The organism is Sphingobium sp. B8D3A, from assembly GCF_025961995.1.
In the GTDB taxonomy this organism is placed as follows: Bacteria; Pseudomonadota; Alphaproteobacteria; order Sphingomonadales; family Sphingomonadaceae; genus Sphingobium.
On sequence record NZ_JAOQOS010000001.1, the window covers coordinates 123,775 to 143,940 of the forward strand.

Consider the following 20,166-nt stretch of genomic DNA (forward strand, 5'->3'; position numbering starts at 1 on the left):
GGCTGATCCTTAGCGCGCGCTGGCTAGTTCCAGCTCCCACTCCACCTCCTGCTGGCCCTCGTCGATCTGGATGATGATCGCCCTGTAGCCCTGCCGCAGCAGCTCGCCCAGCCTCTGGACCGTGTTGACGACGATCGGAGGCCGCGCTGGCCCAGCCAAAGCGCTGGTGGGCGCGATTACGCCCAGCGTGAGATTGACGGGCAGGATGATCTCGCCGGTGCTGGTCACCTGGCCACCGACGGGCGTGATGAACGTGTCCGTGATGATCTGGTTCGGGTTGATCTTGCCGCCAGCCACTACGGGCTGATCGTTGACCACGAACGACCCGTCGCCATTGCTGCTGATCTCCTTGAACACACCCTCGATGGTGCCGCCGGGCGCATCGACGACGAGCGCGCCGCCGTTGACCTGCACGTTGAGCGGCGTGTTCGACTGAAGCGAGATCGTGCCGCCCGAGCTGATGGTGCTGGTCACCGCGCCCGGTGCCGCCACCGACACGGCGCCACCGGCGTTGATCGCGCTGGAAATGCTGCCCGTGCCCGAGGTGACCGACGCGCTGCCCGCCGTGACGATCTGCGAACTGATCGATCCGGCACTGGCCAGCACGGTGACCGGGCCGGTCGCCTTGATCGATCCGCTCACATTGCCGGACCCCGCCAAGACGCTCACGCCCCCGCCGGCATTGACCGTGCTCGATATGCCCGACTGCGAGGCGATGGACGCCGAGCCCCCGGAGGTGACGGACGAGCTGACCGGCCCCGTCGCGCTCAGCGCCACCGGCCCGGCGGCCTGGATGGAGCCACCCACGCTGCCGCTCGAGGTGAGCGAGACGCTGCTTTGCGAACTGACATCGCGCGAGACATTGCTGGTGTATGCAAGCTGCACCGGGCCACCCGCTATGATCGAGCCCGTGCCCGAACCGCCCGCGCTCACCGCCACGGAGCCACCCGCCACGATGGGGCCGCTCTCGCTGCCAGTTACCGAAGCGCTCACATTGCCGAGCGTATCCAGCGTGTTCGCGCTGAACAGCTGGTTGCCACTCAGTTGCGAGGTGAAGTCGCCCGCCAGCTTGACGGTTGCGGCGGAGAAGTTCCCGCCCGTGACGGACAGGCTGCCCAGCCGCACGCTTTCGCTGCCCAGATTGCCGAGGCTGACGTCACCATCCCCGGTGGCACCCGCAAGACCGGTGCCGGTGAGGAACGCCACGCTTTGCGCGGCATTGGCGGTACCGATCAGATTGGGGCTGATCGCGATCGACCCGCCGGGACGCGCATCGAATTGGGTGAGCGCCTGTGTCAGGCGCAGCGCTGATCCGGTCGCCGTTCCGCTGAACGTCAGCCCGCTCGCCGTGTAGCTGCTGCCGTTCAGCACGACCTGATTGCCGATTACACGCGTTGCGCCGAGCCGGGTGATCTGGCCGATATTGCCCAGAGCGACCGTGCTCGCATTGAGCGTGAACGTCTGGCCACCGCCTGCACCCCCGTTGATGCCGAGGAAACTAGCCACCGCCAGCGCATCGACCGTGGTGGCGCCGGCCAGCGTCGTGGCGCCGTTCACGGAGAAGCTGGTTGCGCTGTACGTGCCGGCCAGCGTCGTCGCGCCGGTGTAGCTCTGCGCTCCCGTCGTGACAGTGCCCGCGGTCATGATCTGACGCCCGGTCGCCGTTATGCTGCCGACGTTCACCGACCCCAGCTCGATCGCGCCTTGCCCGGCGTCCACGGCCAGCGTCTGGGGTCCGCTGACGACACCCAGACGGACAGCCCCACCGTTCGTCACCAGCGTGGTTGCGCCACCGAGCATGGTCGCGCCATCCACGCGGAAGGCGCCTCCGCCTGTGCTGAACGTGCCGGAGAGGATGGTCGCGCCGGTGTAGGTCTGGGTGGCGGTCGTTGCGATGTTGGAGGCCGAGAGCATCGTGCCCGTGGCGTCCAGACGACCGATTGCCGCGCTTCCGATGGCGGCAGTGTTGCCGCTCAGGCTCAGCCCATGGTTTCCGTCGACCGAGGCAAGGCTGATCGTGCCCGCCGGCGCTCCAATCACCATATCCCCGGAGAGGGTGAGGAGACCGGCGGCGGTGAAGCCGCCCTGTCCCACCGTCACCGAGCCCCTGACACTGCTGCCAGCCGCGCCGCCGCCAAGTGTCATCCCGTCCAAAGTCGCGCCCTCGAAGATGAGCGCGCGCAAGCCGGACAGGCTGGCCGCTTCGCTATAGCGGCCGGCACCGACGAAGATCGCATCACCCATGCTGGAGCCGTCGAGCGCCGACTGGAGCGAGAGCATCGCCGTCCCCCCGCCATCGAGCTGCCCCTCGCCGACATAATAGGTGCCGCTGCTCGCCGTGCCAGACCAGCCCTGAACAAGGCTCGCGTTCGCCGCTGCAAGGTTGACGGCATAGTCGAAGGCGTCCTGCCGGCTCTTCTGGAAGAAGGTGAACTGCGCGCCGTCCTGCCGGTGCTCCGCATTCCGGACGATATAGTCATAGCCCAGGATATTGATCGCACCGGGCGCCGTCATCGTGGAAGAATTCTGCAGGTAGAGGCCGTTCGATTCACCGAAGCTGTTGCTCGCCTCGATCGTGATATTGGTGAGTTGCTGGGTGCTGCCACCACCGTCGATGTTGTTGGCCTGATAGAGCGCCAGCCCACCCCAGGCATTGCCGGCCGTCTGGCTGTTGCGCACAACGACATTGGCGCTGTCGGTGATCGAAATGCCGTTGCCGGCCACGACGCCGCTGACCGAAACCCCATCGATGGTCGCGCCGACGACGGCGTTCAGATCGAGACCGGTTTTGTGCGATCCGCTGATCGCCACATCAGTAATAGCAAAGCCAGTGTTGCGGGAGTCGGCATCGCCGCGCTTTTCAACCTTGATGCCATAGGTAGAGCTGGTGTTCGCTTGCGAGCCGAGCAACGCAAAGCCGCTCAAGGCGACATCGTCGGCATTCACCCTTATGCCGTAATGGCCGTGCCCGCTGGCATCGATCACGGTCAGCCCGGAGCCTTGGCCAACCACGTCGATATCCTTTGTGATAAACAGCGTGTCGGTGAGACTATGGGTGCCCGCCGACAGGTTCAGCCTGTTGCCATCTTGGCCCAGCGCCAGGGCGCGCCGCACAGCATCCGGGCCGGATACCGTGGTGACGAAGAGCTGGCCGGCCACCACATGGGCGAGACCCGCGCCGGCCACGTCGACGCCATGGGTAATCCGATCTTCGACAGCGAAGAGCTGGTCCAGCGTCAGTGCGCTCGCCAGCACCCCGTTGAAGCTGACTCCGGTCAGATCGAGATCATTCGCGCTGCGCCACACAATATGCTGCACGGTGGCGTCACCCGCGACGAAATTGTTGCCGCTGCCGAAGCTGAGTGTCCCCCCGCCGGCGACATTGGTCGGCAGGTAGAAATCATAGCGATTGTTGATGAAGCTGTTGCCGGTGATGGTCGTCGCCGTCGGCAGGCCAAAGCCGGGCTCGACAGCCAGAACCTGATTGTTGTTGGTGAAGATGTTGTCGGTGAGGTTCAGCGCCTCGACGCCGCGCATCATCAGCACGGCGCCGTAGGTGGCTTCGCCGCCGGGAGTCCAACTGCTCACGCCGACATCGCTGACGCTGTTGCCGACGAAATCGACGGTTCCGGCGCGGAACGCCTTGAAGATCGCGCCGAACGAGAGGTCCGAATCGCCGCCATTGCGCACGATATTCTGGGCGATCGTTACATCCGGATAATCGAAGTCGCCGCTCTGCTGCCGGAAGGCGATGTGCCCTGCCGTGTGGTCGAGCAGATTGCCGCTGAACACGACACTCCCAATCTGCGCGCCGTCATTGGCGCCACCCGCACCGCTGCGCGTATCGAACGCTGCCCAGCCACGGATATTGAGGAATTCCGAGCCGGTGATCGCGATATCGCCGCCAATCTGCCCGCCAATGAAGCCGTGGCGACCAGCGACATTCTCGCCGTCGATCCGCACGCCGCTCAGGGTTAGCCCGGTGATCGTCCCGCTGTTGCTGATCACCGCGGAGCCGGCCGAGCCCCGCACCGCGAAGTTCCGCAGGGTCAGTCCGCTCGGGCTGCCGCTGATCGTCATGCCGCCGGTGATGATCGTCTCATCCATGCCTGCGCCGCTCAGGGTCAGCGCCTTGGTGACGGCCGCGGTCTCTTCATAGGTGCCGGCGGCGACATTCACCGTCGCGCCGGACCGCGCATCGCCGATCGCGGTGTTGATCGACAGGCCTTCGGCCACGGTGAAGATGTTGGTCAGGCCGCCCGGGCCGTATCCCTCGATCGAACTGGCCGCAGCATTGCCCACGTCCCGCGCGAAACTGAGCGCATCCGCCAGGTCGGTGCGATAGAAAATGAACTGCCGGTCGAGATCATCGCTGCGATGATCGCTGTTGCGCACCGCATAATCGAAGCCGGTGAGGTTGAGCTGGCCGAACTGCTGCGTGGTCGATTCAAGCTGGCTGAACAGACCCAGCTGTTCTTCGAAGCTGTTGAGAGCAGCATCGATGGTGATGTTCGTCGTCTGCCCATTATAGCCGCTGCTCTTGTTGCTCTGATACAGCGCGACGCCGCCCCAATCATTGCCAAAGGTATGCACGCCCTCCAGCACCACATTGGCACTATCGGTGATCTGCACACCGGCCCCTTCCGTGAGAATTGCGTCGTCGGCGACGCTGCGGCCATCGGCGGTGAAGTTGGTGATGCGGGCGCCGACCACACCATTGAGGTCCAGTTCGGCTCGCCGCGAGCCACGCACCGTCACATTGCTGATCGCAAAGTCGTGGACCCGCTCGCTCGTTCCGCCCGGCGTGCTGACATGCCCCGCCGGATTGGGCTGGACCTTGATGCCGTAATTACCGCCGGCGAGCGTGCTGCCATATAGCGTGAAATTCGACAGAGACACATTGTCGGCAAAGACGGAGATCGTCCCGAGCCCGTTGCCGCTGACCGCGCGCCCATCGAGGATCACGCCGCTTTCCGACTGGCCAGTCAGGGTCAGCGCCTTGCGGATGACGAGTTGCGAACTGCCAAGATCGTAGGTGCCGTCCCGCACCTCCACCATGCCGCCGGACACGACGGCGTTCACGCCAGCCTGTACCGACGACAGAGGCGTCGCCGCCGATCCCTGAGCGCCTCCCGAACCGTTTGTTGCGACCGTGACATGCGTTCGGTTCGAGGCGGTATAGGCCTGGTTGAACACGGACATACCGCCATTGGCGCCGCTCAGCGCCAGCAGTCGCGCCTGCTCCTCCAGAGAGATATTGGCGCCGAGCAGGCCGTTTCCGGACGTGGTCGTGGTGCCGTTCCACACCCCGTTCAGATGCAGGTTCATGCCCCACTCGTTGCCGAAAGCACCCGCGCTGTTGCCGCTGATCACGAACCCGGGGGCGGAACCATCGACATATTGGAGGGAAATGCCGCTCTTTGTATTGTCGATCAGATTGCCGGTGATCCGCAGATCGGCGACATTGCGTCCATCGACGAGAATACCGTTGCGCACGCCAATGATGCTGTTGCCGGCGATCGTTGCGTTATCTGCGCCATTGAGCAGCGCGATGCCACGCGTAACCGAGCCTCCCCAATCAAAACCCGATGCGGTCGCTCCTTCGGGCAGCGTACCGATGAACCGCATGCCGGTAATCGTCACGTCATCGGCATTGACGGTCAGGCCGTTGATCTGCCCGCCGGTTAGCGGGAGCAAAATTGTCGCGAGACCATCTCCATTTATGGTGACGTTGTTACGCGAAACGGTCGCGCCGGCGGCGTAGATGCCCTCGCCCAGGTTCAGCAGTGTGCCACCGGCGACGGTGCCGATCACACCGAGCGCATCCCCGATCACATCGCCATTGCCGCTCACATCGGCACCGCCGATGCTGAGGGACATTTCCAGCGCCCCGTTGCCTACATTGATCTGCCCGGCCCCGCCGATGCGGGCGCCCTCCACGAGCATATCGCCAGACACGGACAGCGCCGAGGTGACGTCGATCCCACCGGCCGCTCTCGCACCAACCAGACCGTCCGCACCGGCATCGATGGTTCCGCTCATCGCAAGATCGCCACTCTGGGCGAACAGCACGACCGTCCCGTCGGGTTCGGAGGTCATGCCGGATGCCGTGAGCGTGCCGCTATTGACCACCTGATCAATCAGGGCACCGGCTGTCCGGGCCGTGAGCAGGATCTGGCCGCCCCGCGCGGAAATCGTGCCGCTGTTCTCGACCAGCGCATTGTCTGCGCCAAGGCCGATCTCCAGAAAGCCCGTGCCGTCCAGATCCAGTGTGGCGCTGCTGCCCGAGGCGAGCACGACGCGGCCAAGCCGGGCCGAGATCACGCCCTGATTGCGCACGGTCGGCGCGAAGAACGCGGCAAGGCCCTGATCGGCAATGCTGATATTGGCGCCAGCGCTGACCACGATCTCAGCCGTCGAGCCTTGCATGCCGGTGAAGGCCAGCGGACCGCCGTTCATGAAATCGGCATCCACCACATTGGCGCTGCTGGCGATCAGGCCGCCGACATTCACGTCGGCCGTGCCGGCAAACATCACGCCATTGCTGTTGATGACCGCCACGATGCCGTTGGCATTGAGAGACCCGGCGATCTGCGACGGCGCATCGCCTCCAACGACACGGTTGAGCGCGACGGCGCTGGCGCCCGGCTGCGAAAAGGTGACCTGCGCATTCGAGCCGATGTCGAAGCTGTTCCACTCGATCAGCGCGCGGTCGCTGGTCTGCGTGATGGCCAGGCTGGAGGAAACGGGCGCACCGATGGTGGCGCTGCCGCCGACCACCACGCCGCCGGTCGGCAGGGCATTGGCGTCCTGCGCGAGAGCGGGGCGTGCGCTGGCCAGCGCGAGAATGGCTGCCGAGAGCAGCAGCGCGGTACGGCGGCCCCGAAGGGGTGAGAGGGCGGGCTGGGCTGCGAGAGTGGACGTGCTCATATCAGGTCTCCACGAAATCGGAACGATCGGCGCGACGAGGATCGCGCCGGCTCAGTAAGCGGCGCTCAGGGACACGAAGATGCGGCCATCCCGGTTGCCCTCTGCGCTGACGGCGCGGCGGACGGGCTTGGCGTATTCCATCGAGAGGCTGAAACGGTCGGCAATGCCAGCCCGCAGGCCGGCGCCATAGGATCGCAATCCGGCGCGCGGGCGCTCGCCTGGCAGCAGATCGTTCTGCCAGACACGGCCGCCTTCATAATAGACATAGGGTTCGACCGTCCCCATGCCGCGCGCGGCGATGGTGTAGAAAAGCTCCACCTTGCCGGCGATGCCCTTGTCCCCGGTGATTTCGGAGGGATCATAGGCACGGCCGTATTGGGCGCCGCCCAAGCCGAACTCCTCGGAGGCCAGCAGGCTTTCGGCCGACCACTGACCTGTGGCGCCGAGCAGAAGATGCAGTCCGCGATAGAGAGGCTGCACCCGCGTCACTTCGCCATTGAGACGGGTGAACATCGCCGATGCGGTACCCCGTGATTTCGCGGGGTCACCCAGCCTTGTCGCATCGAAAACGTCGAGCCCCTGCGTCACCGACGCGCGCAGCGTCGTCTGGCCGCCCATTCGGTCGGCATGATTGGCCAGCAATTCGGCCGTGACGGTCCGAATGCGGTCATCGAACACCGGATCGATCAGGCGATTGCGGGAACTGCTCTCCCGCGATTGCCAGGAGAGCCGCCCGAGAACGTTGGTCTGCCGGCTGCGCAACATGGGGTATTGAAGAGCAAGGCCCCAGCTGAAGCTCTTGCCCTTCACGGCTAGCACTCGCAACTCGTCGCCCGGCTTGGTGCGCGCAAAGCTGGCAAAGCCGCTCATCCGCAGCCCGGAACCGCCGAGCGGCTGATCATAGGCGCCGGACACGAAGGCCAGTTCACCGCTTTCGTCGGGCGCGGCCACCGCGGTGAGGGCGAGGCGTCCGCCCAGCAGCGCGAGATCGTTGAAGACCAGCCCTCCGAAGAGTTGCACCGGCCCGAGCCAGCGCGATCCGCGATTATCCACCGCGACAAAGGCCTCGATCGGTTGGCGCGCGACGAGGAGAGAGAGGTCAGCGGCACCTTCGTCGCTCGACGGGGTCAGCACAGCCCGCACGCTGGCGCCTTTGAGGTCGCGCGCGAGCAGCAGCGCACGTGCGAGATCATCGCCCGAGGTCGGCCGCTCGGCCCGCACCGGCGCGAAATAGCCTTCGAGGAGCGGGCGATAGCCGCCGGGATCGCCCTCGACGCGCACGTCACCGATGAAGCCCTCGACGATGTTGATCGTCGCAACGCCGTTTTTGATACGCTGCGGCGCGACCACCGCGCGGGACAGCACGAAACCCCGGCGCCGATATTCCGTCGTCACCGCTTCCGCGAGCCGGAAAAGGTCGGCCAAGGTGATGTCGCGGTTGAGATAGGGTTGGGCCAGAGCGTTCAGAACGTCGAGCGGCACCGCGGTCGCTCCCTCGAACCGGATGAGGGAGAGGCGGAGCGGCGCCGTGCTCTCCGGCGCAGCCTCCGATGTGGGCGCCTGCGGGAGTTCCACCGGCGAGACCGAGGGCATGGCCGGCTGCCCGCGCAGACGCTCGTCGACCCTTCCGGGATCGACAGTCTGCTGCGCATGCGCGGATGTGCCCGCCAGCGCGATGGCGGCCAGCAATAAGCTACGAGTCGTCATGGTCATTCCGATCCCCTTGTTCCCCATCGGAAAGTGATTGAGCGCCACGATGCAGCCCCCCTGCATCGCGGTGTGCGAGCGCCGTCAGGCGGCTCTGAAATCTTTAACGAGAGCGGTTGTCGCGCGGCGGCCGGTAACCGTGACAGGCTGGCGGCCAAGTCCCGGCCCAGCTGAAGCCCGACAAGCCTTTTGCTCTTGCTGCAAAGCCCGTGATCGCAGGGCTCCGCAGGGCCACCTCACCGTGCCGGCCCGCTCATTCTGCGGTGGCAGCGATGTCAGCGGCTCAAGGCTACGCCATCGCGCGCCCCACATTCGGCGCGCGAAAACGCGCCTTTTTTCAAGATATTCGAAGGAAAACCCGCATATCTCCGCTACGGAGCATGGCGGCTTTCGAAGGCTCCTGGGGGAGCCCGGAAGATCACGCGGTGTCATGTTCGACCTTTCGGCAACCCCGCTATCCTGAAGGCTCAGGACCGGAGGCTTTGCGTCCCGCCGTTACCGACGGTTTGCCCTTTCGAGATCAAGGCGATCTCATCGGTCTGTTAATGGGCATAGTTAATCGAGCCCGTCAAGGTTATTGAGAGCTGATTGCAAAGATGAAGGATTAATAGAAATTTCACACTGACCCACGTTCGTGTGAAAATTTCGTGGATTCCGGAATAATCCGGGCAGTCGCCAAGATAAGGAGCGGGATTTGTCTTATGGCATCGCGGCTTCGCTACTCGCGCATCGCAATTGCTCTGCGCGATTGCGCTGAAGACTATAGTTAAACTCTATTTAACTGACGCAGCCCCTGGGATTTGGACATGCTCACTATAATTGGCGGCGGCGCGGCCGCCCCTTCGGCGGCCAACTGCTTACGCCGCAGGCGCGGACAGACCCACGCACAGAAGCGCTCCGCGCGTCCATTTAGACTGCCGGCGCTAGCTTTATCGCTGGAAGGAACCCGCGCGCCTTGTGCGCCGGGCGACCGTCAGAACGGAATTTCGTCGTCGTCCAGCCCGTCGTCGAACGCGCTGCTGCTCGAGCGCGCGCCGCTGCCGCCAGACGAGGAGCGACCACCGCTGAAGTCGTCGTTGCCGCCGCCCCAGCTATCGTTGCGGCTGCCGCCACCACCGCCCTGACCGCCGCCACCGCCGCCGCCTTGGCCGCCGTCGAGCATCGTCATCACGGCGCCGGGGCCGGAGAGCACGATCTCGGTGGAATAGCGGTCCTGCCCGTTCTGGTCCTGCCATTTGCGGGTCTGCAGCGAGCCTTCGAGATAGACCTTCTTGCCCTTGCGCAGATATTTTTCGGCAATGCCGATCAGGCCATCCGAGCGGATCACGACGCTGTGCCATTCGGTCCGCTCACGGCGCTCGCCGGAGGCGCGATCGGTCCAGTTTTCCGACGTCGCGATGCGCAGATTGCAGATGCGTCCGCCATTGCTGAAGCTCTTCACTTCAGGATCGGCACCGAGATTGCCGACCAGAATGACCTTGTTGACGCTGCCTGCCATGGAGCTCTCCGAAAAACGCGACGAGGATAGGAAATCGAACGGCTGCTTATAAAGCTGAACGGCGTCTCGTCCAGATCGCAATACCGCTCTGCATGTGCCTTGCGTCGATTAAAGGCCGAAGGCGACGGCCGTCCAATAGGTCGCGCCCGCGGCCAGCCAAGCCAGCCCGAACAGATAGGCGGTCATGAAAAGCGGCCAGCGCCAGCCATTGGTCTCCCGGCGGGCAACCGCGATGGTCGACAGGCATTGCGGAGCGAACACGAACCAGGCGAGGAAGGCCAGCGCCGTCGGCAGCGACCAGCGCCCCTGCAGGCGTTCGCCAAGCGTGCGGGCGGTCTCGTCCTCATCCTCGCTCGCTTCGATGGCATTGGCCGTCGCGAGCGCCGACACGGCTACCTCACGGGCTGCCATGGCCGGGATCAGCGCCAGCGCGATTTCATGGTTGAACCCCACCGGCCGCAGCACCGGCTCGATCACGCTCGCGATGCGCCCCGCCGCGCTATACTCGACCAGGCTGGCCGAACTGCCCGCCGGCGGCTTGGGGAAGGAGAGCAGTAGCCACAGGACAATGGTGGTGCCGAAGATGATCGTGCCGGCGCGGCGCAGGAATATCCATGCGCGCTGCCACAGGCCGATGATGACGTCGCGCAGCATCGGCATCTGATATTTCGGCAACTCCATCAGGAAGCTACCGCCGGGCCCCTTGATGACGCCCATGCGCAGCAGCATCGCGACGATGACCGCGCCGATGATGCCGGAGACATAGAGCACGAACAGCACCAGACCCTGCAGACCGACCCCGCCCCAGACCGTGGTCGAGGGAATGAAGGCGGCGATGATCAGCGTATAGACCGGCAAGCGCGCCGAGCAGGTCATCAGCGGCGCAATGAGGATGGTGGTGAGGCGATCCTTGGGGTCCGAGATGGTCCGCGTCGCCATGATGCCGGGAATCGCGCAGGCGAAGCTGGAGAGCAGCGGAATGAACGCGCGACCGGACAGGCCGACCCGCGCCATCAGACCATCCATCAGGAAGGCGGCGCGGGTCATGTAGCCCGTCGCCTCCAGCATCAGGATGAAGAAGAAGAGAATGAGGATTTGCGGCAGGAAGACCACCACTGACCCCACGCCGTTGATGACGCCCTGCACGATGAGATCGCGCACGAAACCTTCGGGCAGGATCGCTTCCATCGCTGCCTGTAGAGAGGCGAACGCTTCCTCGATCATTGCGATCGGCGCCTCGGACCAGGCGAACACGGCCTGGAAGATGACGAACAGCAGCGCGAGGAGGATGAGCGGACCCAGGAGCGGATGCAGCACGATCCGGTCGATCTGTGCGGTGATCCGGCGGGTGGGCGTTTCGGCGACGATGGCACGCTGGGCGATTCGGCGCGCTTCGCGACGCAGATTATCGGCATCCCGCGCTGCGTGCGTTGCGAGGACGGCGGGCGCGGGAGCATGGGCCGGCACTGCCGCCACCATGGCCGCCTTCAGATCATCCAGCCCGCGCCGGCGCACGGCGACGGTCGGGATGACCGGTACGCCGAGGTCGGTCGCAAGCTGCGTCGCATCCAGTTCGAGCCCGTCGCGGGTCGCCAGATCGACCATGTTCAGCGCCAGAACGCAGGGCGAGCCGAGCGCGATCAATTCCAGCGCGAAGCGCAGGTGATTGTCGAGATTGGCGGCATCGACGACGATGACGAGGAGGTCCGGCCGCCGTTCGCCTTCCTGATGGCCGAACACGACGTTGCGGGTCACCTGCTCGTCCGGGCTCTTCGCATCGAGACTATAGGTGCCGGGGAGATCGACGAGATCGGCTGTCCGCCCATCCGGCAGCACCAGCCTGCCGAGCTTGCGCTCAACGGTGACGCCCGGATAATTGCCGACCTTCTGGTGCGCGCCGGTCAGCGCATTGAAGAGCGCGCTCTTGCCGGCATTGGGATTGCCGACCAGCGCGATGGTGAAGCGATCATCCATCACGCCGCTGCCTCACCCGCATCAGCCGCAGTACGGACGTGGATGGCATCGGCATGCGCCGCCCGCATGGCGACGATCATGCGCCCGATGCGGCAGGCATGAGCCCCGCGACCTGTGAATCCGGCGCGATGGAGCAGTTCGACGCTGGCGCCCTCATGCAGGCCGAGCTCACGCAAGCGGCGACCGTCCATCTCGGATATGGCGTTCCAGTCGACACTGTCGACATAGGCGGGGCGATTGGGTTCTAGGGAGGTCAGGCGCAACGCAATATCGATCTCTGGTGGTTTTGCGAACGACTATCAATATCGCCCGATAGAAGCAAGGCGATGCTGGCGCGGCCGTGGCTTATCGGCAGGACGCCAGACGGTTAGCGCCCCCGATAGCGCAGCCGGCCCAGGAAACGCGCCATGCTGAAATGCTGGTCGGTTTGCCCAGTCAGCCGGCCCTTGGCTTTCTCGAACCGCATGATTCCTTCGATCCGCCGCGCCAGAAAGGCGCGGGTGTCAGCATAATCCGCGCTCTCGTCATTGACGAAGACGAGCAGGGTCGCGGCATAGACTCCCGCCAGGGTGGTACGCTTGGAATAATGATTATAATCCACCGCGCGGTCCCCGGCGGCGCGCCACATCGCATCGGCGGCGCGCCAGCCCAGCCGGGTCGCGCGCGGCAGGTTGAGCGGCATCGCCAGCACGGCCTGAGCGCGGCGCAGCGCCTCGCGATTGGGCGCCAGCACGGCAAGCCGAGCTTCGACCAGTGCCGTGATCCGCTCGCGAATTTTCATCGCAGCCAGACGCTCCGCCGGCAGGGCATCGAGCATGGCCTGATCGACGCTGGCGAACCACGCATCGATCATAGTCAGAGCGCCGCCGGAGAAAGCCAGCGCCGCCACGTCCCGATCCACACCAGCTGTGTCGGCTGCGACCGCGAGCGCCGCATCGGACCAGCCATCGAAGGCGGCATTGGCCGCGATCAACGGCGCGAGCCGCAGTCGCAGGTCGTCCAGGGTCTCATCAGCCAGCAGACCGGCGGTCTGCGGCGCGGCGGTGGGGGGCGCGAGGGTCATGGCCCCTGCTCTACGGCATTTTCACGCGCGAGGAAATCGCTGCCGCCATCGCCATGACCGTCTCAGCGATACTCTTCGGCGATCTCCAGCATGCGGATCGCAGCAACGGCGGCCTCGCCACCCTTGTTCTTGCGGGCCGGATCGGCACGTTCGAGCGCCTGCGCCTCGTTTTCCACGGTCAGAATGCCATTGCCGATCGGGATGCCATCCATGGTGAGCGCCATCAGTCCACGCGCGCTTTCGTTGGAGACGATCTCGAAATGATAGGTCTCGCCACGGATCACGACGCCGATGGCGACGAAGCCCTCATAGCGCCCGCTCTCTGCGGCCAGCGACACGGCAGCCGGAATCTCCAGCGCGCCGGGCACGGTGAGCACGTCGACCAGATGACCTGCCGCCTCCAGCACCGCCCGCGCGCCGGCGATCAGCATATCATTGAGGTGGTCATAGAAGCGTGCTTCGACGATCAGAAACTTGGCCATGTCGGTTCCTTTCAAGACATATGTTCGTGAGCTTATCTGAACGCCGTGCTGGCAATCACCGCGAGCGTGCCTGCCATCACCAGCAGACCGCCCGTCAGGCGGCGCCAGCCGAGCCTCTCCTTGAGCATCCACGCGCCAAGCACAAGCCCGAAGACGATGCTCGATTCGCGCACCGCCGCCACCGCGCCGACTGGCGCCAGACCAAGCGCGAACAGCGCCGGGGCAAACGCGACCACGGCCATCACTCCGGCCCGCAGCCCGGCGACCTTGTCGCGGATCATGAGGGACAAGGCGTTGCGACCGTGCCGCACCACCAGAGCGGCCGGCATGGGGAATGACCCGAGCAGGAAGAACCAGGCAATGAAGGTCAGCGAATCGGGCGCCGCCCGTACGCCCTTGGCATCGACCAGCGTGTAGCAGGTGGTCAGCAGCCCGGCGATGGCGGCGGCGGCAAAGCCGGCCGGCGAAATGGATCGGCCGCTCGCCAGCACCAATATGCCGGCGCTCACGACCGCGATCCCGGTCAGGACGAAACCGTCCAGCCGGTCCCCCAGCAGCGCCATGCCGAGCAAGGCGGTGAACACCGGCACGAAGCCGCGAGCGATAGGATAGGCCGCATTGAAATCGCTTACCGAATAGGACCAGGAGAGGACGAGCTGGTAGATGGCATGAACCACGACGGCCGCGAGCAGCCAGGGCCAGAGCACCGCCGGTGGCAGGCCGATCCACAGCACGAATGGCAGGGCGAGCACGAATTCGACGCAGCGAATCCAGGCCAGCACCGCCAGCTTGTTCTCGCCCGATTTGAGCAGCGCATGCGCTGCCGCCGAGGCGAGCGCCGAAAACAATGCGAGCAGGAGGCCGGTTAGGACCGCCGCAGCGCTCCGTTCGATCATGGTCAGACGCCCGTGATCGCCCGCTCCTCGACAACCGCCAGATCATAGCCATCCAGCGCGATCAGATTGTGGTGGCTGTTGGTGAGCAGGATCATGTCATGCACGCCGAGATCGGCCAGAATCTGCGCGCCGACGCCATAATCGCGCAGCTCGTCCATGCCGGCAGGGCTCGCCTCACCGGTGCGGATCTTCATCTGCCGGCTGAACCGGTCTTCGCTCGGGCGATTGATGACGACGATGACGCCGGCCCCTGCCTCCGCGATCATTTCCATCGCGCGGGAGAGCAGGCTGGCGCGCGGGCCTTCTTCGCCGAAAATATCAGTGAAGACGGACACCTGATGCATCCGCACAAGCGTCGGCTGCTCGGGCGTGACGTGGCCCTTGATGAGCGCGACCTGCTCGGACTCGGTCGCCCGGTTGAAGAAGGTCACCGCCCGCCACTCACCGCCCCAACGGCTGGTGAACGTCGCTTCCGCGCGCCGCTCCAGCATGTGATCGTTGCGGCGGCGATAGGCGATGAGATCGCGAATGGTGCCGATCTTGAGGCGATGCTTCTGCGCGAAGGGGATGAGATCATCGAGGCGGGCCATGGTCCCGTCGTCCTTCATGATCTCGCAGATCACGCCGGAGGGATTGAGTCCCGCCAACCGCGCGACGTCCACCGCCGCCTCGGTATGGCCGGTGCGCACGAGCACACCGCCATCGCGCGCGATCAGCGGGAAGACATGGCCCGGTGTCACGATGGACTCGCGCCCCTTGGAGGCATCGATGGCAACCGCGACGGTCCGTGCACGATCGGCTGCGGAGATCCCGGTGGTCACGCCCTCGCGGGCCTCGATCGATACCGTGAAAGCGGTCTCGTGCCGGGTGCCGTTGCTGGCGCTCATCAGGTTGAGGCCCAGCGTTTCGACGCGCTGCCGGGTCAGCGCCAGACAGATGAGGCCGCGGCCGTGCGTGGCCATGAAGTTGATCGCATCCGGGGTCGCCATCTGCGCAGGGATGACCAGATCGCCCTCATTCTCGCGATCTTCGTCGTCGACTAGAATGAACATCCGGCCATTGCGCGCCTCGTTGATGATCTCCTCGGCGCTAGCCAAGGCCGTCCCGTGCGCGCGGGCGAGCAGATAGCTTTCCAGCTTGCCCAGCGTGTCGGCGGTGGGATTCCAGTCGGCTTCATCCAACCGGCGCAGGCTGTTGGCGTGGAGCCCGGCGGCACGGGCGAGACCGGAGCGGGACAGAATGCCATCCCGCACCAGCTTACGAACATTTTCGATCAATTCGCTGCTCATGAAGGGCAAATATCACATCGTAATGTGATTGCCAATATTTCTCGGCAACTGCGCCTTAGCTGCGGGCCTGATGATCCTTCATGCGCGCCAGATATCGGGCCAGCACGTCGATTTCCAGATTCACTGGCTGGCCCGGCGCGAGCTGGCCGAAGGTTGTCACCGACCAGGTGTGCGGAATGATGTTGAGGCCGAAGGTCGACCCCTCCGGACCGTCTTCCACGGAATTCACGGTCAACGATACGCCATCGACCGTGATCGACCCCTTGGCCGCGACATAGGGGGCAAGATCGGCCGGAAGCCGCACGGTAACCCGGTGCGAATCACCTTCGGCTGTGATGTCTGCGACTTCGCCGATGCCATCGACATGACCCGTGACGATGTGCCCGCCCAGCTCATCCCCGAGCTTGAGCGCGCGCTCCAAATTGAGCAACCGCCCTTCCGCCCAGGCGCCCTGCGCGGTGCGCGAGACGGTCTCGGCCGACAGATCGACCGCGAACCAGTCGGCGCCCTTGTCCACCACGGTGAGGCACACGCCGGAACAGGCGATGGAAGCGCCGATATCCACGCCCTCCATGTCGTAATGGCAGCCGATGACCAGACGCAGGTCGCCGCGCTGCTGCGCGCTCTGGATGGTGCCGATGTCGGTGATGATGCCGGTAAACATGCCTGCTGCTCTATGCGGGCCGCACGCGTTCGTAAACCTCCAGCCGGTCTGGCGCGAAATCGCGCGCGTCGACCAGGCGCCAGCGACCGTGGGCCTCGGCCAGACGATTGAGCCCGATGTCGCCCAGCGCCGCCTTGCCGCGCCCGATGAGGATCGGCGCGCGATACAGCAGCAGACGATCGACCAGATCGGCCGCAAGAAAGGCGCCAGCCGTCTGAGCGCCGCCCTCGACCATCAGATGATCGCCGGGAAGGCCCGCAATTTGAGCCGGAGTCTGGATCGAAAGCCAATCATCCGGCGCCGCACCGCTGCGACTTAGGAGCACCCGGACGGGCGAACGCGACTCCAGCCCGGGCAGGCGCACGTCCAGCCGGGGCTGATCCTGTGCGAGCGTGCCGCGCCCAACCAGGATCAGCTCGTGCCGCGCCCGCTCCAGATGGGTATGTGCCCGCGCCGCCGGACCGGTAATCCACTGGCTCGTCCCGTCTTCCAGCGCAATGCAGCCATCGAGCGAAGTGGCGAGCTTGAGCGTAACGTGAGGTCGCCCCGCCCGCTGGCGCGTGAAGAAGCCAGCCATCGCTTCGCGCGCTCCGGGCGCTAGTTCTGGCAGAGTATCGACGATCAGCCCCGCGTCCCGCAAGCGCGCGATACCGCGACCGTTGGTCCGTGGATCGGGATCGCCTGCCGCCACGACGACGCGGCGCACGCCGGCCTCCACCAGCAGATCCGAACAGCAAGGGCCGCGCGCGGATTGGTGCGCGCAGGGCTCCAGGCTGACATAGGCCGTGCTGCCCCGCGCCGATGCCCCGGCCATGGCCAGTGCCATCGCCTCGGCATGGGGGCGGCCGCCGGGCTGCGTCCAGCCTCGCCCGACGACGCGGCCTGCGGCATCGAGCATTGTGCATCCGACATTGGGATTGGGCGCGGTGCGACCGCGGGAACGGTGGGACAAGGCGATGGCTGCCATCAGCCAAGCGCTGTCGCCCGGAAGAGTCAGGGCGTTGCCGTCGCGGTATTGCCCGCTACGCCGCCTTCCTTGGCCAGAGCCGCGGCGAGCTTCTGCTGCAGCTCCTTTTCCTTCGCATCGAACAGCTCTTCGCGCTCGCGCTTGGTGCGCGCGGCATCCTCGCGCCAGTCGATACCGAGACTATCGGCGAGGCGTTGAAACTCGCCCTGCTTGCTCTCAAGCGCCACCCGATACCGCGCGAAATCCTCAATCTGGCGCTGGATGATCGCACTGTCCGGCCGGTTGGCCTCCCAGTTCTCGATGTAGATGATCTGCCGTTCCTGCTCCGGCTTGCGCGAGTCGATCGCGAACCCCCACAGCAGAACGCCAGTCAGCGTCACCGAGAGCGCAAGAATGCTCCAGCGGTGCGGGCGATCGGGCGCGAACATCTCGCGCAGATCGGACGCAGCGCTCCGTGGAGAAACCGGGCGGGGAAAAATGGCCATGGCGCCTACATAGGGAGCCACCATGGCCTTGAAAAGCAGCGCGTCATCGTGACGCCCCGCTTAACGCTCCAGTTCGAAGCGCAAGGTGAGCACCTGCTCGGACGCGACCGGCACGCCATCCCGTGTGGCCGGGCGGAAACGCCAGGCCCGCAGCGCGTGGCGCTGGGCTACCTCGAAGAAGGCCGGATCGCTCGCGCGCACCTGCTCGACCGCGGTCACCCGTCCACGCTCGTCAATGCTGACCCGCACCGTGACGCTGCCCTCGCGCCCTTCGCGCTGCATCGCGGGGGGATAAGGCGGGCGAAACCGGTCAGCAAATCGCGCATCGGGCTGAGCGGGCACGATGACTGGCGCAGCGGGCGGCGTGACGATGGTCTTGCCGGCATCTGGGTCCGGCAAAGGCGGGTAGGGCTTCGGCGTCAAATCGGTCATGGTGCCGAGGTTGATCTGCGGATCGACCCTCACCGGGTCGCGTGGCGTATCGAGCGGGCGAGTCGGCTGAGTCTCCACTTTCGCGTCCGGCTCCGGTGTGACGGGCGGCGGCAACGGAGCGGTCGGCACGAACCGCACATCAATGGGAGGGGTCGGTGCGGGCCTCAAATAATGGGTGGCCGGCAAGGCGATCAGCAGCCCGATGAGCCCGCCATTAAAGGCAATGGCCGCTGCCAGCGCGCCCGGTGACCGCCGGGCCGCATAGCCGCTCTGGGGGGCATAGGATGATTGAGACGACACAAGGGACATGACACCTCTCCTGATTTTATTTGTGATGTTATACTATCACTAAATAGAGATCAGGCGAAGCGGTTTTTACCGGGCGTCAGAGTGCGCATGGATCGGCCGGGAGTGGGCTCAGCGGCGCCGACGATCGCTCAGCTGCTGGCGGCAGCACGCAGTCGCGCGAGCGCGCGATCCCGCCCGATCAGCGGCAGCAGCGCGGCCATGTCAGGGCCGTGATCCACGCCGGTCAGGGCGAGACGCAACGGCAGGAACAGCGCCTTGCCCTTGCGCCCGCTGCGCTGCTTGAGCGCGCTCGTCAGCGCCCGCCAGGGATCGGCGGCGAAGTCGATATCCGCTGCAACCTCGGCAGCCTGGGCGACGAACGCGTGGTCTTCGGCATCGAGATCGGGCCGCGCGATCTCGCCGCTGAGCACCGCAACCCAGTCCGCTGCCCCCGCCACCGTCTCGAGATTGGGTTGCACGACCGGCCACGCGGCGGCATCGATCTGCGCCGGGAGGCGATCGGCGACTGCCCCATAGGGCAGCATGTGGACGATCTTGGCGTTGAGGCCGAACAGCTCTTCATCCGAGAAGCGGGCGGGCGCTCGCCCGAAATGCGCGAAATCGAAGCGTTCGATCAGCGGCGCCATGTCGATCACCGGCTCCACCGGATCGCTGGTGCCGAGCCGCGCGAGCAGTGCGCTGATGGTGATCGCCTCGACCCCCGCTTCCCGCAGATCGCCGACGCCAACCGCGCCGAGACGCTTGGAGAGCTTGCCTTCCGCGCCGGTGAGCAGGGCCATATGGGCAAACTGCGGCAGCGATGCGCCGAGGGCGGCAAACATCTGCAACTGCGTGGCCGTGTTGGAGACATGATCCTCGCCGCGCAGCACATGGGTGACGCCCATGTCGATATCGTCGATCACCGACGGCAGCATATAGAGCCAGCTGCCGTCCGCCCGGCGAATCACCGGGTCGGAGAGCAGTCGAGGATCGAAGTGCTGGTCGCCCCGGATCAGGTCGGTCCATTCGATCGGCGCATCATGATCCAGCTTGAACCGCCAGTGCGGCTGCTCGCCGGCCGCCTGCTTCGCCGCAATCTCGTCCGCGCTCAGCGCCAGCGCCGCGCGATCATAGACCGGGGGCAGACCGCGCCCGAGCAGGATCTTGCGCCGCAAGTCCAGCTCCTGCGCCGACTCGAAGCAGGGATAGACCCGCCCGGCGGCCCGCAGCGCTGCAAACTTCTCCTCATAGAGATCGAACCGCGCGGACTGGCGCACCTCGCCGTCCATATCGAGGCCGAGCCAGGCGAGATCGGCCCGGATGCCTTCGACAAAACGCTCCTCGCTGCGCGCGGTATCGGTGTCATCGATGCGCAGCAGGCACTGCCCGCCCATCTTGCGCGCCCACAGCCAGTTATGCAGCGCCGCGCGGATGTTGCCGACATGCAGATGGCCGGTCGGCGACGGCGCGAAACGGGTGATGACGGTCATG

The 20,166-nt window shown here is 65.5% G+C and carries 14 protein-coding genes and 1 riboswitch; all 14 genes read right to left on the reverse strand.

All coding sequences use genetic code 11. The features are described from left to right. Window positions 1-9 precede the first annotated feature (9 nt). Entirely contained in the window at window positions 10-6,930 is a 6,921-nt protein-coding gene (locus M2342_RS00665; protein ID WP_264577666.1) for a beta strand repeat-containing protein, read from the reverse strand. A gap of 51 nt (window positions 6,931-6,981) precedes the next feature. Then, window positions 6,982-8,643, reverse strand: a complete 1,662-nt coding sequence (locus M2342_RS00670; RefSeq protein ID WP_264577667.1) for a ShlB/FhaC/HecB family hemolysin secretion/activation protein — start codon at window positions 8,641-8,643, stop codon at window positions 6,982-6,984. Between the two features lie 435 nt (window positions 8,644-9,078). Next, window positions 9,079-9,158: riboswitch (cyclic di-GMP riboswitch) on the reverse strand. Between the two features lie 452 nt (window positions 9,159-9,610). Beyond that, complete coding sequence (gene ssb / locus M2342_RS00675) at window positions 9,611-10,135, reverse strand: single-stranded DNA-binding protein (protein ID WP_264577668.1); 525 nt, start codon at window positions 10,133-10,135, stop codon at window positions 9,611-9,613. A 108-nt stretch (window positions 10,136-10,243) separates the two neighbouring features. Then, window positions 10,244-12,109, reverse strand: coding sequence for a ferrous iron transporter B (feoB, locus tag M2342_RS00680; protein WP_264579947.1), 1,866 nt, complete (start codon window positions 12,107-12,109; stop codon window positions 10,244-10,246). Then, the gene (locus tag M2342_RS00685; RefSeq protein ID WP_181561160.1) at window positions 12,109-12,372 is read right to left on the reverse strand and encodes a FeoA family protein; all 264 of its coding nucleotides are present in this window, start codon (window positions 12,370-12,372) and stop codon (window positions 12,109-12,111) included. Before M2342_RS00685 ends, feoB begins: the two co-directional genes overlap by 1 nt. A gap of 104 nt (window positions 12,373-12,476) precedes the next feature. Continuing rightward, window positions 12,477-13,172 (reverse strand): COQ9 family protein, encoded by a 696-nt coding sequence (locus M2342_RS00690; protein WP_264577669.1) that lies wholly within the window; start codon window positions 13,170-13,172, stop codon window positions 12,477-12,479. A 62-nt stretch (window positions 13,173-13,234) separates the two neighbouring features. Then, window positions 13,235-13,654, reverse strand: a complete 420-nt coding sequence (ribH, locus tag M2342_RS00695; RefSeq protein ID WP_264577670.1) for a 6,7-dimethyl-8-ribityllumazine synthase — start codon at window positions 13,652-13,654, stop codon at window positions 13,235-13,237. Window positions 13,655-13,686: 32 nt separating this feature from the next. Beyond that, the gene (locus M2342_RS00700; protein WP_264577671.1) at window positions 13,687-14,550 is read right to left on the reverse strand and encodes a DMT family transporter; all 864 of its coding nucleotides are present in this window, start codon (window positions 14,548-14,550) and stop codon (window positions 13,687-13,689) included. Between the two features lie 2 nt (window positions 14,551-14,552). Further along, the gene (gene ribB, locus M2342_RS00705; protein WP_181561156.1) at window positions 14,553-15,839 is read right to left on the reverse strand and encodes a 3,4-dihydroxy-2-butanone-4-phosphate synthase; all 1,287 of its coding nucleotides are present in this window, start codon (window positions 15,837-15,839) and stop codon (window positions 14,553-14,555) included. A 55-nt stretch (window positions 15,840-15,894) separates the two neighbouring features. Further along, a complete protein-coding gene (locus tag M2342_RS00710; RefSeq protein ID WP_264571709.1) occupies window positions 15,895-16,503 on the reverse strand; it encodes a riboflavin synthase in 609 nt (202 codons plus the stop codon). Window positions 16,504-16,513: 10 nt separating this feature from the next. Beyond that, window positions 16,514-17,470 carry a bifunctional diaminohydroxyphosphoribosylaminopyrimidine deaminase/5-amino-6-(5-phosphoribosylamino)uracil reductase RibD gene (gene ribD / locus M2342_RS00715; RefSeq protein ID WP_264577672.1) on the reverse strand — a complete coding sequence of 319 codons (957 nt, stop codon included), beginning with the start codon at window positions 17,468-17,470 and terminating at the stop codon, window positions 16,514-16,516. A gap of 26 nt (window positions 17,471-17,496) precedes the next feature. Then, window positions 17,497-17,955 carry an OmpH family outer membrane protein gene (locus M2342_RS00720; RefSeq protein WP_181561153.1) on the reverse strand — a complete coding sequence of 153 codons (459 nt, stop codon included), beginning with the start codon at window positions 17,953-17,955 and terminating at the stop codon, window positions 17,497-17,499. Window positions 17,956-18,015: 60 nt separating this feature from the next. Further along, the gene (locus M2342_RS00725; protein WP_264577673.1) at window positions 18,016-18,696 is read right to left on the reverse strand and encodes an energy transducer TonB; all 681 of its coding nucleotides are present in this window, start codon (window positions 18,694-18,696) and stop codon (window positions 18,016-18,018) included. A gap of 128 nt (window positions 18,697-18,824) precedes the next feature. Next, window positions 18,825-20,165 carry a glutamate--tRNA ligase gene (gltX, locus tag M2342_RS00730; RefSeq protein ID WP_264577674.1) on the reverse strand — a complete coding sequence of 447 codons (1,341 nt, stop codon included), beginning with the start codon at window positions 20,163-20,165 and terminating at the stop codon, window positions 18,825-18,827. Window position 20,166 lies beyond the last annotated feature (1 nt).

Coding starts and splice junctions, on each gene's coding strand:
- M2342_RS00665 (WP_264577666.1), bottom strand. CDS start 6,930: ATGAGCACGTCCACTCTCGCAGCCCAGCCCGCCCTCTCACCCCTTCGG.
- M2342_RS00670 (WP_264577667.1), bottom strand. CDS start 8,643: ATGACCATGACGACTCGTAGCTTATTGCTGGCCGCCATCGCGCTGGCG.
- ssb (WP_264577668.1), bottom strand. CDS start 10,135: ATGGCAGGCAGCGTCAACAAGGTCATTCTGGTCGGCAATCTCGGTGCC.
- feoB (WP_264579947.1), bottom strand. CDS start 12,109: ATGGATGATCGCTTCACCATCGCGCTGGTCGGCAATCCCAATGCCGGC.
- M2342_RS00690 (WP_264577669.1), bottom strand. CDS start 13,172: ATGACCCTCGCGCCCCCCACCGCCGCGCCGCAGACCGCCGGTCTGCTG.
- ribH (WP_264577670.1), bottom strand. CDS start 13,654: ATGGCCAAGTTTCTGATCGTCGAAGCACGCTTCTATGACCACCTCAAT.
- M2342_RS00700 (WP_264577671.1), bottom strand. CDS start 14,550: ATGATCGAACGGAGCGCTGCGGCGGTCCTAACCGGCCTCCTGCTCGCA.
- ribB (WP_181561156.1), bottom strand. CDS start 15,839: ATGAGCAGCGAATTGATCGAAAATGTTCGTAAGCTGGTGCGGGATGGC.
- M2342_RS00710 (WP_264571709.1), bottom strand. CDS start 16,503: ATGTTTACCGGCATCATCACCGACATCGGCACCATCCAGAGCGCGCAG.
- ribD (WP_264577672.1), bottom strand. CDS start 17,470: ATGGCAGCCATCGCCTTGTCCCACCGTTCCCGCGGTCGCACCGCGCCC.
- M2342_RS00720 (WP_181561153.1), bottom strand. CDS start 17,955: ATGGCCATTTTTCCCCGCCCGGTTTCTCCACGGAGCGCTGCGTCCGAT.
- M2342_RS00725 (WP_264577673.1), bottom strand. CDS start 18,696: ATGTCCCTTGTGTCGTCTCAATCATCCTATGCCCCCCAGAGCGGCTAT.
- gltX (WP_264577674.1), bottom strand. CDS start 20,165: ATGACCGTCATCACCCGTTTCGCGCCGTCGCCGACCGGCCATCTGCAT.